Below are 15,150 nucleotides of genomic sequence, written 5' to 3'. Positions count from 1 at the left end.
TTATCTAATAAGTAAAGACAAGAGCCTTTACCTCATTATTCTTTAACAGCTACCCCATACCTTACCCAGCTTAGTTTTTTATCAAAAACCTCAAGCATTTTTTCTTTAGGCCATTCTTTAATAAATCCTTCGCCAATTGTTTGAAATAGGAAGCTCATAATTAATTTTACAAGCAGATGAACATCTTCATCGCCAATCTTTAAGAGATCGGTATCGACATAATCTTCAAAGAAATGACCATTCTTTTTAGCGTGTTCGCATTTTTGTTGCTGCATGGTTTCTGGTGAAACTTTTCTACTTGAGCGGTAATCCATATGAACAAATAGATGTCTAAAAAACTCTGAATGTTGCTCTTCCGTAATCATTGTTAGAATCATTGGAAAAAAAGCATCAAAAGCGACAAATAAATCCCCATCTGCTTTTTTAAAACAATCTTCTAAAATTTTCTTTGTATCGTGTCGAAGCGTTTGAAAGAAATAATAATACAAATCTTCCTTGTCTTCAAAATATTGATAAAAGCTCCCTCGTGAAATTTCAGCTAATTTAATAATATTATTAATAGAAGCATCTTTTAATGGCGCTCTCGAAAATTCAGTTGCTGCTGCATCTAATAAGCGTTGCTGTTTGTCTTTTGGAAGATTAAAAAAAGTTTGAGTAGGCATATCGTTGACTCCTTTCATAGAGAGTTTGGTTAATCTAATCAAGCATTAATGACACGTCGTCATATGACACTTTGTCATTATAGATGACAACCTGTCATTTTGCAAGTAGTTTTTTTCGATTTTTCGTCTTATTTTAATGAATACGTTCTCAATATAGAACAACTAAACAGATGATATTTAAGAAAAAAATTAAATTTTCATTTTTTTAATTGCATAACTCACTTACTTTTGGTAAGATTAATCTTGTAAATATGTTACAAGCGCTTTTTTAGCTTACAACATTCATAAAATTATGAAAGAGGTTCACAACCATGACAAAATTATTAGTCGTTCGCGCACATCCCTTAACTGGAGAAACATCACGTTCTATGCAAGTAGCAGACAAGTTTGTTGAAGCTTATGCTGCAAAAAATCATTTCGATAAAATTGAAGAGTTAAGCTTATATACTTCATTTATTCCAGAAGTTGATTTAGATATTTTAAGTGCTTGGGGCGCGTTAGCAAACGGAGCAAACTTTGAAACACTTTCTCAAGAACAACAAGACAAAGTTTCTCGTTTTAACGAATTAACGCAACTATTCTTAGATGCAGATAAAGTTGTTATTGCAAATCCATTATGGAATTTAAATGTTCCAACTCGCTTAAAAGCATGGATTGATACAGTAAATGTTGCGGGTAAAACTTTTAAATATACTGCTGAAGGTCCTGTTGGCTTAGTAACTGACAAAAAAGTGCTACACATCCAAGCAAGTGGTGGCGTATATAAAGGAAACGACCCTGCTAGCCAATACCTTAAAATGATCTTTAACTTTATTGGAGTAACTGACTACCACCAAATCTTTGTTGAAGGAATGGATCACGATCCAGACTTGGCTCCTCAAATTATGGCAACAGGTTTTGAACAAGCTCAAACTTTAGCTGAAACATTCTAACAAAAAAAAGCATCACCTCTGAAAACGAGGGATGCTTTTTTTCTTTTTATTTAAATAGCGATGACACCTGTAACTAAAAAGTAAAGGGCCACGACACTTCCAACAAAAATCAAACCGACTACCATTTTTTCAAAATTGGAAAAGATATTTTTTGAACGTCCCTGCTCTTTTTGAGCTTGAATATAAACAAAAATACCTGGTACAAAGAGAAGCGTTAATAATAAGTTGTATTTTAAACCAGCACTAAAGAATGCCCAAATTTGGAAAAGTGTTGCAACAACTCCAATCGCTAATTGGATGGTTCTATTTTTACTTTTTGGTTGCTGATAAGAAAATTTTACTTGGTAAAGCGTCACAAATAAATAGGTAATAATCACAACACTTGAAACCATCGAAGCCATAAACTGGTAAGCTTCATCGGTAATTAAAAAGGTAAACATAAACAATTGAATACAACCACTTGTGATTGCCAATGAATAGGTTGGCGCACCATGCTTGTTTACTTTCCCAAATAATTGTGGAAACAAGCCTTGTTTTGCTGCAATCAAGCCTGTTTCGGCAGGTAAAATTGTCCATGACAGCCACACACCCAAAATTGAAATAGACAGTCCGCCACAAATAAACGCTGCACCCCAATAACCAACAATCGCCTCTAAAACATAAGCCATCCCCGGTTCAGGTAAATGAGCTAGCTCCCCTTGAGGTAAAATGCCAAAGGAAAGAATCGTCACCAACATGTAGATGACTAAAACGCTTAAAACACCAATAATCGTCGCGCGTCCAACATCTTTTTTATATTTTGCACGGGATGACAAGATTGAAGCACCTTCAATCCCAACAAAAACAAAAATCGTAATCAGCATCGTTGACTTCACTTGATAGAAGACATCTGCCCATTCAAAACGTTGAGAAACGGTTCCCCAAAAATCATAGGTAAACGTACTTAGCTTAAAGGCAAACAAGCCACAAACAATAAAGACAAAAATCGGAACCAACTTGCAGATTGTAACAACAAAATTGATAACTGTAGCATTTTCTACTCCTTTAGTTACTAAATAATTCAAAAACCATAACAAAATACTAGCCCCAATAATAGAAGGGATATTTTGTCCTCCTTTAAAAATTGGAAAAAAGAAACCCAAACTACTCATCAACATCGTTGCAAAAGCAACATTGCCTAACCAAATCGACAACCAGTACCCCCACGCACTTGCAAACCCTGCAAATTTCCCAAAACCATCTTCTGCATATTGAAAAATACCGGCATCTAATTCTGGCAACGCATCTGATAAATTTTGAAAACATAACGCTAAGGCTATAATTCCGATTCCAACAATCACCCAGCTAATCAATACCGCCCCAGGAGCCGCTCCTTGAGCCATATCTTTCATTAGATTAAAAATTCCAGCACCAATAGCAGAACCCATCACTAAGGTAATCAATGGCAACAGTCCAACTTTATGCCGGTCACTTTTTATTTCTTCTTGCTTACGAATTTTATCCACTTTAGTAATCTCCTAAATTCCTATAATCCTATCTAGTTTAGCATAGTCAAGCCATCCAAAATAGGAAATCCTTCTCACTTTGCAAGTTTATACATTTTACCTTTAGGATTATTCAATTTACATTAAAAACATCTAAGATTTAGTTAATTTCCGACGCTGTTTTTTTGATGATTTTTCCATTTCCACTTCTTTTTTCGGTACATTTTGGCTGTCAACACCATTCAGATATTGATACACCATAACATTGACAAAAGCTCCCGTTAACAAAATCATCGAGACTAAATACAACCACAACATCAACACAATAAAAATACCAATCGTTCCATACCCTACTGAATTTCCACCGCCAAAACGAACATACAACGAGAATGCTTGGGATGAAACCAACCAACCAATCGTTGCAAAAACAGCTCCTGGCAATGCGTAGAGAATAGTCCAGCGATTATTCGGAACCAAGAAATAAATCGCTGTAAAAATAACCGTTAAAACAATTACCGTAACCCCCCACTTTAATTGAGTAAAATCCGTTAACAAATCGAAAGGCAATGACAGTTTATCTTGGATAAACCGAATGAGTTGTTCGCCAAAAACGAATAGAAAGACAATAGATCCAAGAATCACAATCATGGCTAACGCAATTAAGAAGGACACTATTCGAACAATAATAAAATTCTTTCGTTTCTTGGTTCCATAAACACTATTCAATACCGTTTGTAGTGAATTAAAGCCTTTCGAAGAAGACCAAATTGCCGTTATCAATCCAATTGAAATAGCGCTACTACTTGAGCTATTTAAAAATTGGAGCAAAATTGGCTTTAAGACTTTAAAGATATCAGGAGGCATCATCGATTCGATGTACGGCAGGGTTGCATCGACATCAATCGGTAAAAATGGCACTAAATTTCCTACAACAATCAAAATAGGAAACAATGAGAGCAACACATAATACGCTAATTCAGCAGATTGAGAGGAAATAGCTACCCTTGCCCAATTATTCTTTGCTAAAATAAAAATGGCGACTGCTGACTCTTTTATTTTTTCTTTCTTTTCTGTTGAAACCACTACGTCACATCCTATACAAGTCATTTTCAAAAGTACTTATCCCTAGCATAGCATAATTGGTTTTTAAACAAAAAAATAAAGAGTGGAAAATCTAACATACATTTTCCACTCTTCTTTTTAATTGTGTAAATTATACGCCATAATCAATTCATTGATTCCAACATCAACGGATTTAACCGTTTGTTGTTTGCCATCATTTGTAATAATAACAGGATTTTGCCCCACTTCTTGTTGAACAGTCCCTATTACTTCTTTATTTACAACTAATTCAAGTTCTACAAAACTCTCAGTATTTTTACTCGTCTCTCTCACTTCTACGCTAATTTCTTTATTGCTTCTAGCCAAAATGATGAACTCCTTTATCAACAAATATTTTCTCTTCTTTACTATTATAAAACTTTCATGAAAAAAACGAAACCTTTATTCGCGAATTTGCATCAAATTCCAATAAAGAGTTCGTTTTTTGTCTTTTTATTCTATATAATTAGTTGCCGAAACATAATTTAACCCATGAGCCAGTGCAACTGCTTCATAAGTAACTTCATGATTCATCAAATTAAGTCCACTAAAAATTGTTGGATTGGCTTTCGCTGCTTTTTTGATACCCTGATTGGCAATTTGAAGTGCATAAGGCAACGTAGCATTTGTTAAAGCTAATGTTGACGTTCTAGCTACTGCACCAGGCATATTGGCAACGGCATAGTGAATGACACCATGTTTTAGATAAATAGGATCATCATGAGTCGTAATTTTATCTGTTGTTTCAAAAATGCCTCCTTGATCAATGGCAATATCAACTAAAACAGCGCCTTTTTTCATTTCCTTGACCATCTCTTCCGTAACTAATTTTGGTGCCTTCGCTCCCGGTATTAGAACGGCTCCAATTACAACATCTGCGTCGCGTAATTCCTGTGCAATCGTGTATCCGTTAGAAATCGCCGTATTGATTTGATTGCCAAATAAATCATCTAATTCCGCTAATCGTTTTGAACTAACATCTAAAATTGTCACAGCAGCACCCATTCCAATGCCAACTTTAGCTGCATTCGTACCGGCTTTCCCTCCACCAATAATCACAATTTTACCACGCTTAACCCCAGGAACGCCTGCAAGCAAGGTGCCATTGCCGCCATATTGACTTTCTAAAAATTGAGCGCCAATTTGCACAGACATTCTTCCTGCCACTTCACTCATTGGTGTTAACAACGGCAAGGTTCTTTCATTGTCTACCATCGTTTCATAAGCAACAGCTGTCACGCCACTTTCTTTTAATGCTAGCGTTAATTCTTTTACTGGCGCTAAATGTAAGTACGTAAACAAAATCAAGTCTTCTCTAAAATAACGATATTCTGATACTTGTGGTTCTTTTACTTTCATAATCATATCGGCTGACCAAACGGTTTCAGCCTCTTCAATCATTTTTGCCCCTACTTTTACATAATCAGCGTTAGAAAAACCCGCTCCAATGCCTGCTTCATTTTCAACAAACACCTCGTGTCCTGCTTCAACTAAAGTCGCAACACCCGCTGGCACAATCGCCACTCTATTTTCATTGTTCTTAATCTCTTTTGGAATTCCTATTCTCATTCTTTAAGCCCCCTACTATCTAATTCTTACTATATAAATAGTATACGCCTTTTTTTAGGTCAAAAACAAGAGCTTGTTCAACTTTGAGCATATCTTAATGATTTAATAACAAAAAATCAACCTTAAGACCTAGTCGTTTCTAACAGTTCTGTAAGTTTCGTCACTTTTTTGTAAGGTGATTCAATTCAAAAAAATAACAAATACTTTATACTTAAAGAGTAATAAAAAAAAGGAGAATGATTTGTATGAAAAAAGTAATTTTAAGTAGTAGTATTTTATTGATTCTTTTAGCTATCGCAGCCAGTGCTTTAGCCATTATCGGATTTGGCGATCGCTTTAATCCACTAGTAAAGAGTGAGCCTGTCTATGTTTTGACTTCAACAAAGGATGCTGTCAAAGTTCCAGAAGGCGGTTATCATTATACTCAAAAAGCTTATAACCAAGATGGGGACGAATCTCCCATTAAATATTACGCAGGAGGCATTTTAAAGGAAGACGCGTATCTTAAATTAGATGCCAAAGGGGACTATGTTCGTGAGTGGGAAGAAGTCACACAAAATGATGTTCCAAAAAAAGCTTTAGAGAAACTAAATCAGCTTCGTCCAAATTAAAAAAAGGTTGAAAAGAGAACGCTCTTTTCAGCCTTTTAATTTGGATTGATTTTTTGAACACGCCCAACTTGGTCCTCTTCTACTAACATGACTTTAATGCCGTGTGGATGAGTAGGACTGTTGGTTAAAATTCTTTTAACGTGTCCTTTTGTTAATTTTCCAGTGCGTTGGTCTTTTTTTAACACAATTTCAACCGATGCACCAATTTGGATATCTTTTCTATTTTTGCCATTCATTTTTTCACCCACTTTATTTGAATTCAATTTAGTATACCACAATTTGCAAGACTTCATTTTTTATCCTTGCGCTTCTAGCCTATTCATTCCATAATAGTAGTAGAGGAGTGATTTAATGAGTTCGATTATTTTACAAGCAACGGGATTTTTATTGATTATTTCAGTTGCCTATTTATTAAAGCAAGGAGGGCTATTTAAACAAAGTGATGGCCACCTCTTATCGAAGGTAATCGTCAATCTTACCTTACCAGCTGCGATTATTTTGGGATTTAATGGTGTTGAGGTAAATTCCATTTTCTTTTATTTAATTTTAATTGGTTTTCTTACGAATGTGGTGCTCGTCTTTTTTGGCGGTTTCATTTGGAAAAAGAAAGATCCCATCCAACAAGGCTTTATGATGTTTGGAATCTCAGGTTATAATATTGGCAACTTTACCCTTCCTTTTGTACAAGGTTTTTTTAGCGCCGCCGTTCCTTTTTTATGTATGTTCGACATGGGAAATGCCTTAATGTTATCAGGAGGTTCAACCATTTTAGTAGAAACAATGACGGGTAAAAGTGAATCCAAATTTTCTGCACTTCAAAGCTTAAAACGGTTGTTTTCTTCTCCTCCTTTCACGGTTTACATTCTGATGTTTTTTCTTGCCATCTTTCATATTACAATTCCAAAAACCGTCTTATCCTATGTACACTTATTTGCTAGCGGAAATGCCTTCTTATCCATGTTTATGATTGGTTTGTACTTAGAAATCTCGATTCAAAAAACCGATTTAAAACTTGTCAGTAAAGTATTAATTACTCGTTATTTACTGGCTACCGTCGTGGCTTGTTTTTTCTATTTCGTATTGCCGTTCCCATTGTTTATTCGTAAAGTGCTTGTCTTACTTGCATTTGCTCCAATTGGTAGTTTGTCTACAATTAGCTCAATCGCTTTTGGTTGTAAAGCCTCTGTTGCTGGATTTATTTCATCGGCAAGTATTATTCTTTCATTAATTATTATGACCGTAATTTTGATTGTTTTACTTTAATATTTAACTTTCTTGAAGGGAGTGAACAATGCCAGCGAAAATCACAAATACCACTACCCTAAAAAAATAAAGGATGTGTAATTAAGTGATCCCAACATTACTAAAAACGAAACGACTAACGTTAACCCCAGTTCAATTAAGCGAAGCTACGGTTCTCTTTAATGTTTGGTCGAATTCAACCGTTACCAAGTATATGAATATTGCCCCATTTGAATCGCTTCAGCAGGCAAAAGAGATGATTGCTTTTTTTGAAGAAATCTTGCTAACTGAAAAAGCAGTGCGCTATGCTATTTATTACCAGAATAATTGCATTGGCAGTTGCGGTTTTAATTTCTTTGACTGGCAAGCAAAGGAAACTGAAATCGGCTATGAAATTTTACCGACTTTTTGGAATCTTGGATTAGGAACTGAAATTGTTGCTCTTCTTTGCCAGACTGCTTTTGAAAAGCTCGGATTGGAAACGGTGTTTGCTTCTATCGAAAAAGAAAATACCGCTTCAAAGAAATTAGTTGAAAAATGTGGCTTCCAATTAGCAACAGAACAACATTCAACTTTAGAGGTTTATCGTAAATCTCATACTACTTAAAATTAAAACACGCCAACAATACTAAACGATTGTTGGCGTGTTTTTTTATATTAAGGCAGTTGATTGCCTGCTGCGCGGTAAATTTCATACCATTCTTCACGACTTAATTGAATGTCAGAAGCTTGTGCAATTTGTTTGATTCGGTCGGGATTCATGCTCCCAACAATGGTCTGCATATTTGCTGGATGACGCAAGATCCAAGCTGTTGCAATCGTGGTATTGCTAACTTGGTAGCGGTCTGCAATTTCATCGATTTTTTGGTTAATCTCTGGGAATTTTTCATTACCTAAAAAGACCCCTTCAAACATGCCGTATTGATACGGTGACCACGCTTGAATGGTAATTTCTTTTAAGCGTGAATATTCTAATACGCCTCCATCATGGAAAATACTTGCTGAATTTTTCATATTCGCGTTGATACCTGAGTCAATCATTCCTGTATGCATCACACCGAATTGCAATTGATTTGCGATTAATTTTTGATCCACTGATTTTTGTAATAAGTCTACTTGTAACGGATTTTGATTGCTGACACCAAAATGACGTACTTTTCCACTTTTTTGTAAGTCGTTAAAGGCTTCTGCTACTTCTGCTGGTTCCATCAATGTATCTGGTCTATGGAGTAACAACGTGTCAACGTAATCTGTATTTATACGTTTTAAGCTTCCTTCAACTGAAGCGATAATATGTTCCTTAGAAAAATCAAAGAATCCCTTACGAATGCCACATTTTGTTTGTAAATGAATCTCTTCTCGTTTAATCGAGGTTTGTTTTAAAGCTGACGCAAAAATTTCTTCAGAAGCTCCGCCACCATAAATATCCGCATGATCAAAAAACGTCATGCCTTCACTTACAGATGTTTCAATCACCTTACTAGCCTCTTGAATTGAAAGATCCGACATTCTCATGCAACCTAAGGCAATTTCTGAAACCATTAAGCCACTTTTCCCTAAATCTAATTGTTTCATAACGATGATTCCCTCCGTTTCTCTTACTCTCTTATTCTACTGCTTAAAGAAAGGGGTTGCAAACAAAAAATAAAAATAGGTAAAAAAACAAGAAAGATCAGGTGATCCTTCTTGTTTCATTCATTAATGGCTGCATCCTTTGTGTAAATCGACAACCATTCTTCCTCTAATTTTTCCTTGTTCCATTTCTTCAAAAATATCGTTTACTTCATCTAAGCTACGCGTTTCAACTAATGGCACAACTTTTCCTTCAGCGCCAAATTGGAAGGCTTCTTCTAAATCTTTTCTAGTTCCAACTAAGGAACCAACGATTTGAATGCCATCTAAAACCGTTTTAACAATTTCTAGATCCATCGTCTCAGAAGGCAATCCTACTGCCACTACTTTTGAAGCAGCACGAACTGAATTAACCGCTTGATTGAAAGCTACTTTAGATACTGCTGTTACGACAGCTGCATGTGCGCCGCCAACAGCTTTTTGAATCCACTCACCTGCGTCACCATCTTTCAATGGGTTGCAAACTAAATCTGCACCTAATTCTTTTGCAAATTCTAATTTATCATCATTAATATCAACTGCAATTACCTTTGCATTAAAAACATTTTTAGCGTATTGAATGGCTAAATTCCCCAGCCCACCAATACCATAAATCGCAATCCATTGTCCTGGCTTCACATCAGAAACTTTAATTGCTTTGTAACAAGTCACACCCGCACAGCTGATACTACTTGCTTGAGCCGGATCCAATCCTTCTGGTACTTTCACTGCATAATCAGCTTTAACGATACATTCTTCTGCCATCGCGCCATCAACTGAAAACCCAGCATTTTTAACATCACGACAGAATGTTTCACGACCCGTAACGCAATATTCACATGTTCCACAGCCTTCAAAAAACCAAGCAATACTTACGCGATCGCCAACTTTTAAATTCGTAACATCCGGTGCGATTTCTTTGACGATTCCAATTCCTTCATGTCCAATAACACGTCCTGGAACTTCACCAAAATCACCATGGGCAACATGTAAATCTGTGTGACAAACGCCACAATATTCCACATCAACTAACGCTTCACCTTCTTTTAGAGCTCGTAATGTTACGTCTTTAATTTCAACTTTCCCGTTATTCTTTTCACTAACTACTGCTGCTTTCATCCGATTCACTCCTATGAGATAAATTTGTAACCTCTTACATTATAACATCAGGAGCGTTCTTTTTACATACTTTCATCTCTTTTTTTATAAGATAACATCTTATTAGTTTCTTTTAGAACAAACCATTATGAATATCCTTTGGTTTTAATGCAAAAAAAGAACCTTCTAATGAGGTTCTAAAAAAATTAATCTTTATAAAAAAAACTTAACTCTTTATTTAATAACAATGCCACATAATGAAATAATTTTATAAGCCTGACTGTAGTCAATAATCAAGCCTTTTGCAAGCGGAATATCTAAGCTGATTGTTTCAAAAGTCGCCTCAGATAAATCAACGCCTCTAAGATCCGTGCCTTTTAAATCAATCTCATCCATATCGATATTTTTAAAATGAACTTTTTTTAAAGTGGCTTCTTGGAAATAACTTTCATTTAGTCGTCCTTCAGAAAATAAATTATTCTCCATTTTTGTATCTGAAAAATTGCTATAACTTAATAAACAGTCCCACCATTGAACATTTTTCAATACGGTTCCAATAAAGTTTCCGCCACTTAATTTACAGGTTTCAAAGCGTGTGCGGTACATGATTGAATCTGAGAAATCCTTATTTGATAGGTCGCAATTAATAAATACGACATCTAAAAATTCCATATTATTAAAGTCTTTGATTTCAAATTGACAATTTTCAAATGTCATTTCATTGATTTTTTTTACACCAAATCTCATGTCAATCCGACAATTTTTATAGTGTGTATGACTTTCAATCTCTTCTATATAAATCTCTTCATTTTCAATAAATTCGGTTATTTCTTGCACGGGCTCCACTATTTTTTTCATATCCAACTTCCTCTCAGGGGTTATTTTCATACTATAGCATATGAAATTCAGTTGGTAAATTTAGCAGGTTTTTGGGGAAAGTCAAGGGAAATATAAACTAGTCTTCCTTCTATTGTTTTCAATTTTTTATTTTTATTGCACTAAAAAATGATTACTATTTTTAAAAATAGATCTTCCAACATGCCACTCACCTAATTTTTCTTTTTAAAAGCTAGATAATAAAATACTATGGGGAATGCTATTAATCCTATAAAATTTCCTATTCCATACAAATTTGATAGATTTATTTCTTTGGCTAACTGGCTAATGGATGCCAAAGTCAGTAATACTGCTACCACTAATGCCCATTTACGTTGTACCCTTTTTTCATTCATTTATTGTATTCTCCTCTTATTTGTTGTTATTAGTTTTGAAGGATTGACAGTAAAATCTCCGACATAAGCATGTTTCAAACTTTGTTCTGGAATTTCAACTTTAGCCCCACTGGCTTTCTTAACAGCATCATCAACAGCTCCACTCCCTTACTAAAGTACACTTTTGCTGCATTCATGTAATAACCCAACGTTCTTACCAAAAACTTTGACACTTCCTCCACCCGCAAGAGCCACTTCGTCCATTATCGGCATTGGAATATTCTTTAATTTTGTCGCAAAGACTTTTAGAGCGTCATCTCCATATTTCAGCGCTTTATCCACCATGGAAGGGACTTTACCTAGCTTGCTTAACGTGGTTGCTTTTCCTGCTACTTTAAATGCACTCATCCACTGCGGCAGTCAACCGTTGATACCCCATTCATCGTACTCTTCGCCGTCCCTAAATTACTAGATAACGGACTCAGTAAATTTGAAGAGTCTCCGCTTGAATAGACTAATCCCATGAGACTTCATTCCTTTCTTTCTGGATTTCTGAGTGTTCTTCATTTAGTTGTTCTATGGTTTAAACTAAATTAAATAAAGATACTAAGAAATGTCTGATTAGCATCTTTATTTATTGACTTCATTTATCCTATTAATAATTTGAATCTGTACAATAACTGAGGTATAAGTTAACATATTCGCTTCCTAGCTCCTGTTAATCTCAGGAAATTGTCAGATAGATTAATAGTATTCAATCTATCTCAATAGCTACATAAGCTAAACATTTACGGATATTTTTATTAAAATATCTGTAAATGTTTTGTCGCCTATTTGATTTACGAAGTAAAATGGTGGACTTGCTAATTCAGCATCCATTTCTACTATTTGTTCAACTAATACTCTTATCCCTTCTGAAAATTGGGATTCGCTGTCACCTTCCACTCGCACACCTACCATATTGATGACTTCGTAGTAGGACTGGTATCGATAGTTTTCGGGTAACTCATATGATTTATCTTCTTCTACAGGGATAAACACTTGCAACAGCATATCAACAGGATCTTCTAAATCTGAATTAATGGCATAGAAAAAATTACTTGTTGGCGTATACCCACTTTTTACGACAGTTGTTACAAAATCTTCAAATGCCTTGGCAAAATCTTTTAAATCTACTTGATAATACCGACTTACTACATTTTCAAAATGAATAGTTTGATTAAATCCCATTCTTCTTTCTCTTTCCACTTTTCTTTTGTTAAACATATGGAATCACCATATCCACCCAGTATTCTTCATAAATCTTAGAGAACAATAGTATAAGACGGTCTTCATATGGAATAGAGTTTTCTTGTAAATAGCTTTTCATTTCTTCCAATTTAGTTTCAATACCTTCATCAAAAGGAACCCGACTTCTTAATACTTTTGTAAGGTTTAACTCAGGTACCCATTTCCAATTTACGCCATCATTTCCTTCACCTGAAACTTCTTCATTTATTGGAAGATATACTTTAAATGTTTGTTCTTCGCTCTCTATTTCGGTTGGTTTGAATTCTACCATCGTAGGTCCATTTTGAAACCGCCCCTCACCATAATTATTTAATTCGACTGTGCTCACAATTTCAATAATATCTCGAATGTTTCCGACTATCTCTCGTGAAGCTAAATTCATCATCGTAAATCGTTGCTCGTCCATTTTTTTCCTCCTTCTTTTTTCTTATTTACTATATCTAATGAGTTTCCATATCTCTTCATGTTTTTCTGTTCAAAATAAGCACCTATTCTTTTATACTGAGCCATTGTACCCACCAAAAAAAAAGCGCCTATTCCTACAAATGCATTAAAAAAATCTTCAACTCCATATTTTATTATTGGCACTATTAATAATAATAATACAGGGATCATAATCACATATGCTAACGTATTTTCAGAAAAAAATTTCCTGCCGTATTTTCCCACCGTTATCATATATATAATCATAATAACACTCAAAGAAAACATTATTATACAATTAAAAATAAATGTTTCAACATTTTGAGTAACCTCACTTATATATGCAAGTAGCGGAAAACCTATAGTAGCAATCATCATACTTAAATACAACATCCATAAGCCCATTTTTTTATATTTCTCACTCAGAAAATAATGTTTTCCAATAATTCCAATAACTAAAAGAAATAAGAATAGAATACAAAAAAATATGGAACGTTTTCTTTGGAAATCTTCTCCTGAAAAAAAATAAAATAGTAACCCTACTAAAAAAAATACTCCGTAAGTTTTTATCATTGTATTAAAATTTTTCAATTGAAATGGATTAACAGTATTTATTTGAACCATCCCCCTACGCCTTTAATTAGACTATTCACACCTTTTTTTAATCCTTTAGTTATACCCAATTTTTTATCAATAAACTCCACTCCTTTTACCGCACCCCAACCAACTAAAACAGCTGCTGCTGCTGTCAAACCTACCGGAGCAGTTGCTATACCTACAAGACCTAATCCAGCTGTGACAGCCGCTGCACCCACAGTAGCAGCAACAGTAGCTACAGCCGTTGTCACAGCTACTTTAGTCACATCAACAGCAACACCACCTGCTTGACTTGCAAGAACTTGCCCCCCTTTTAAACCGTCCTCTTTCGCTAAAGCATAGCTATCTTTAATTCCAGTACCAACATCGATAGCACCCGAAGCGATATTCAATCCAGGTATAACTTTTCCAAATCCTTTAGCTGTTTTCAAATTTTTCGCATCTTTTAGTATCGTGTTTAAACCAAATGTTACTGGTTTTTTTATTGCAGATGATACGTCGGGTTTAATTGCTCCCCATGTAGCTTTAGCCATATCCCCAAAGCGCCCTGATACTCCTTTTGTTAAGGTTCCTACATCATTTAGTTTTGCTTCTTTTAGTATTTTCAAACCGTCCTTTGTTAGTATACCACCAGAAGATATCCGATTAAAATTTTTATGCTGTTTAACAAATTTACTAAATCCTGTAAATTCATCCAATCGCTTCGACATACCAGTGACAGTCGTTACAATCAAGGTTCCATCTGATAATCGACTTACACGTGCACCATACCAAACGCTTTTAAACGACTTATCTCCTGTCTTGATAAATTCTTTGTATAGTTTGTTCCACTCTTTTACTTCATCATATTGTTTATCAAGTTCACTTTTCGCTTTTTCAGATTGTATTTTAGTAAACCAACTTTTATCCGTTCCACTTGGCAATGAATACGAGCCATCACTATTAACTGTCGTTCCACTCAATACAAGAACTCCTTGCATCGCAATTTTCATTTCATTTAAACTATTACTAAAAAGTCCATTCGTCTGACTAGAAAAATCATGTAACTTTTTGATTTTTTTCTGTAACTTGTCAATGTCATCTTGCATACTATTGGCCATCCGATTCAACCGTTCTTGAGCATGATTTAACATATCTTTCAATCCCGGTATTGGACTCACTGTTGCTAGATTTTTGAATGTATCCGCTGATGCCGTTAAGGCTGATTTAGAGGCTTTCATGAGTTGAATTTGTAACTTTAAATTGTCTTCATTCAGATAACCTTCTTTTGAAATCTCTTTATTTGCTCCTTCGTATTTTACTAAATCATTTTGTATCCC

General features: G+C 35.0%; 19 protein-coding genes. 4 read left to right on the top strand and 15 right to left on the bottom strand.

The window, feature by feature from the left end; translation table 11 throughout:
• Positions 1 to 35: 35 nt before the first annotated feature.
• Entirely contained in the window at positions 36 to 662 is a 627-nt protein-coding gene (locus tag CDIMF43_RS05165; RefSeq protein ID WP_074401916.1) for a TetR/AcrR family transcriptional regulator, read from the bottom strand.
• A gap of 311 nt (positions 663 to 973) precedes the next feature.
• Between CDIMF43_RS05165 and CDIMF43_RS05160 the strand changes: the two genes are divergently transcribed.
• The gene (locus tag CDIMF43_RS05160; protein WP_074401915.1) at positions 974 to 1,594 is read left to right on the top strand and encodes an FMN-dependent NADH-azoreductase; all 621 of its coding nucleotides are present in this window, start codon (positions 974 to 976) and stop codon (positions 1,592 to 1,594) included.
• 50 nt (positions 1,595 to 1,644) lie between these two features.
• Here CDIMF43_RS05160 and arcD read toward each other — a convergent pair whose 3' ends face one another.
• The 4 genes from arcD to ald form a co-directional block, all read right to left on the bottom strand.
• Entirely contained in the window at positions 1,645 to 3,099 is a 1,455-nt protein-coding gene (gene arcD, locus CDIMF43_RS05155; RefSeq protein ID WP_233218294.1) for an arginine-ornithine antiporter, read from the bottom strand.
• A 132-nt stretch (positions 3,100 to 3,231) separates the two neighbouring features.
• Positions 3,232 to 4,161, bottom strand: a complete 930-nt coding sequence (locus tag CDIMF43_RS05150) for a YihY/virulence factor BrkB family protein (RefSeq protein WP_233218293.1) — start codon at positions 4,159 to 4,161, stop codon at positions 3,232 to 3,234.
• A 117-nt stretch (positions 4,162 to 4,278) separates the two neighbouring features.
• Positions 4,279 to 4,506, bottom strand: coding sequence for a DUF2969 family protein (locus CDIMF43_RS05145; RefSeq protein WP_074401913.1), 228 nt, complete (start codon positions 4,504 to 4,506; stop codon positions 4,279 to 4,281).
• 126 nt (positions 4,507 to 4,632) lie between these two features.
• On the bottom strand, positions 4,633 to 5,748 hold the full coding sequence (gene ald, locus CDIMF43_RS05140; RefSeq protein WP_074401912.1) for an alanine dehydrogenase: 1,116 nt from the start codon (positions 5,746 to 5,748) through the stop codon (positions 4,633 to 4,635).
• Between the two features lie 245 nt (positions 5,749 to 5,993).
• Between ald and CDIMF43_RS05135 the strand changes: the two genes are divergently transcribed.
• A complete protein-coding gene (locus CDIMF43_RS05135) occupies positions 5,994 to 6,359 on the top strand; it encodes a YxeA family protein (protein WP_074401911.1) in 366 nt (121 codons plus the stop codon).
• 35 nt (positions 6,360 to 6,394) lie between these two features.
• Here CDIMF43_RS05135 and CDIMF43_RS05130 read toward each other — a convergent pair whose 3' ends face one another.
• Positions 6,395 to 6,622, bottom strand: coding sequence for a YwbE family protein (locus CDIMF43_RS05130; RefSeq protein WP_332888385.1), 228 nt, complete (start codon positions 6,620 to 6,622; stop codon positions 6,395 to 6,397).
• A gap of 88 nt (positions 6,623 to 6,710) precedes the next feature.
• Here CDIMF43_RS05130 and CDIMF43_RS05125 point away from each other — a divergent pair, with 88 nt between their 5' ends.
• Together CDIMF43_RS05125 and CDIMF43_RS05120 are read left to right on the top strand one after the other, a co-directional pair.
• On the top strand, positions 6,711 to 7,622 hold the full coding sequence (locus CDIMF43_RS05125) for an AEC family transporter (RefSeq protein ID WP_109841380.1): 912 nt from the start codon (positions 6,711 to 6,713) through the stop codon (positions 7,620 to 7,622).
• A gap of 85 nt (positions 7,623 to 7,707) precedes the next feature.
• Positions 7,708 to 8,208, top strand: a complete 501-nt coding sequence (locus CDIMF43_RS05120) for a GNAT family N-acetyltransferase (RefSeq protein WP_109841379.1) — start codon at positions 7,708 to 7,710, stop codon at positions 8,206 to 8,208.
• A gap of 50 nt (positions 8,209 to 8,258) precedes the next feature.
• On the opposite strand, the gene CDIMF43_RS05115 is transcribed toward CDIMF43_RS05120, so the two are convergent.
• The 9 genes from CDIMF43_RS05115 to CDIMF43_RS05075 all read right to left on the bottom strand — a co-directional run.
• Positions 8,259 to 9,176 carry an aldo/keto reductase gene (locus CDIMF43_RS05115; RefSeq protein ID WP_109841378.1) on the bottom strand — a complete coding sequence of 306 codons (918 nt, stop codon included), beginning with the start codon at positions 9,174 to 9,176 and terminating at the stop codon, positions 8,259 to 8,261.
• Between the two features lie 123 nt (positions 9,177 to 9,299).
• Positions 9,300 to 10,331 (bottom strand): alcohol dehydrogenase AdhP, encoded by a 1,032-nt coding sequence (gene adhP / locus CDIMF43_RS05110; protein WP_074401907.1) that lies wholly within the window; start codon positions 10,329 to 10,331, stop codon positions 9,300 to 9,302.
• A 213-nt stretch (positions 10,332 to 10,544) separates the two neighbouring features.
• A complete protein-coding gene (locus tag CDIMF43_RS05105; RefSeq protein ID WP_109841377.1) occupies positions 10,545 to 11,168 on the bottom strand; it encodes a pentapeptide repeat-containing protein in 624 nt (207 codons plus the stop codon).
• Positions 11,169 to 11,359: 191 nt separating this feature from the next.
• Positions 11,360 to 11,542 carry a hypothetical protein gene (locus CDIMF43_RS05100; protein ID WP_109841376.1) on the bottom strand — a complete coding sequence of 61 codons (183 nt, stop codon included), beginning with the start codon at positions 11,540 to 11,542 and terminating at the stop codon, positions 11,360 to 11,362.
• Positions 11,543 to 11,692: 150 nt separating this feature from the next.
• Positions 11,693 to 11,929, bottom strand: a complete 237-nt coding sequence (locus CDIMF43_RS05095) for a hypothetical protein (protein ID WP_109841375.1) — start codon at positions 11,927 to 11,929, stop codon at positions 11,693 to 11,695.
• A 372-nt stretch (positions 11,930 to 12,301) separates the two neighbouring features.
• Positions 12,302 to 12,751 (bottom strand): DUF5085 family protein, encoded by a 450-nt coding sequence (locus tag CDIMF43_RS05090; RefSeq protein WP_227001201.1) that lies wholly within the window; start codon positions 12,749 to 12,751, stop codon positions 12,302 to 12,304.
• Positions 12,752 to 12,779: 28 nt separating this feature from the next.
• A complete protein-coding gene (locus tag CDIMF43_RS05085; RefSeq protein ID WP_109841373.1) occupies positions 12,780 to 13,217 on the bottom strand; it encodes a hypothetical protein in 438 nt (145 codons plus the stop codon).
• Entirely contained in the window at positions 13,193 to 13,858 is a 666-nt protein-coding gene (locus CDIMF43_RS05080; protein WP_109841372.1) for a hypothetical protein, read from the bottom strand. Before CDIMF43_RS05080 ends, CDIMF43_RS05085 begins: the two co-directional genes overlap by 25 nt.
• On the bottom strand, positions 13,846 to 15,150 hold a 1,305-nt coding region (locus CDIMF43_RS05075), incomplete at its 5' end, for a hypothetical protein (protein WP_109841371.1). The genes CDIMF43_RS05080 and CDIMF43_RS05075, both read right to left, overlap by 13 nt.

Origin of the sequence: Carnobacterium divergens (assembly GCF_900258435.1) — a bacterium.
GTDB classification, from domain to species: Bacteria; Bacillota; Bacilli; order Lactobacillales; family Carnobacteriaceae; genus Carnobacterium; species Carnobacterium divergens_A.
The sequence above is the reverse complement of the archived record's forward strand: the minus strand, read 5'-3'. Positions and strand labels throughout refer to the sequence as shown.

Excerpts from the sequence above, each read along its gene's own strand:
- CDIMF43_RS05165 (WP_074401916.1), bottom strand. The coding sequence starts at position 662 with ATGCCTACTCAAACTTTTTTTAATCTTCCAAAAGACAAACAGCAACGC.
- CDIMF43_RS05160 (WP_074401915.1), top strand. The coding sequence starts at position 974 with ATGACAAAATTATTAGTCGTTCGCGCACATCCCTTAACTGGAGAAACA.
- ald (WP_074401912.1), bottom strand. The coding sequence starts at position 5,748 with ATGAGAATAGGAATTCCAAAAGAGATTAAGAACAATGAAAATAGAGTG.
- CDIMF43_RS05135 (WP_074401911.1), top strand. The coding sequence starts at position 5,994 with ATGAAAAAAGTAATTTTAAGTAGTAGTATTTTATTGATTCTTTTAGCT.
- CDIMF43_RS05125 (WP_109841380.1), top strand. The coding sequence starts at position 6,711 with ATGAGTTCGATTATTTTACAAGCAACGGGATTTTTATTGATTATTTCA.
- CDIMF43_RS05115 (WP_109841378.1), bottom strand. The coding sequence starts at position 9,176 with ATGAAACAATTAGATTTAGGGAAAAGTGGCTTAATGGTTTCAGAAATT.
- adhP (WP_074401907.1), bottom strand. The coding sequence starts at position 10,331 with ATGAAAGCAGCAGTAGTTAGTGAAAAGAATAACGGGAAAGTTGAAATT.
- CDIMF43_RS05105 (WP_109841377.1), bottom strand. The coding sequence starts at position 11,168 with ATGAAAAAAATAGTGGAGCCCGTGCAAGAAATAACCGAATTTATTGAA.
- CDIMF43_RS05100 (WP_109841376.1), bottom strand. The coding sequence starts at position 11,542 with ATGAATGAAAAAAGGGTACAACGTAAATGGGCATTAGTGGTAGCAGTA.
- CDIMF43_RS05095 (WP_109841375.1), bottom strand. The coding sequence starts at position 11,929 with ATGAGTGCATTTAAAGTAGCAGGAAAAGCAACCACGTTAAGCAAGCTA.
- CDIMF43_RS05090 (WP_227001201.1), bottom strand. The coding sequence starts at position 12,751 with ATGGGATTTAATCAAACTATTCATTTTGAAAATGTAGTAAGTCGGTAT.
- CDIMF43_RS05085 (WP_109841373.1), bottom strand. The coding sequence starts at position 13,217 with ATGGACGAGCAACGATTTACGATGATGAATTTAGCTTCACGAGAGATA.
- CDIMF43_RS05080 (WP_109841372.1), bottom strand. The coding sequence starts at position 13,858 with ATGGTTCAAATAAATACTGTTAATCCATTTCAATTGAAAAATTTTAAT.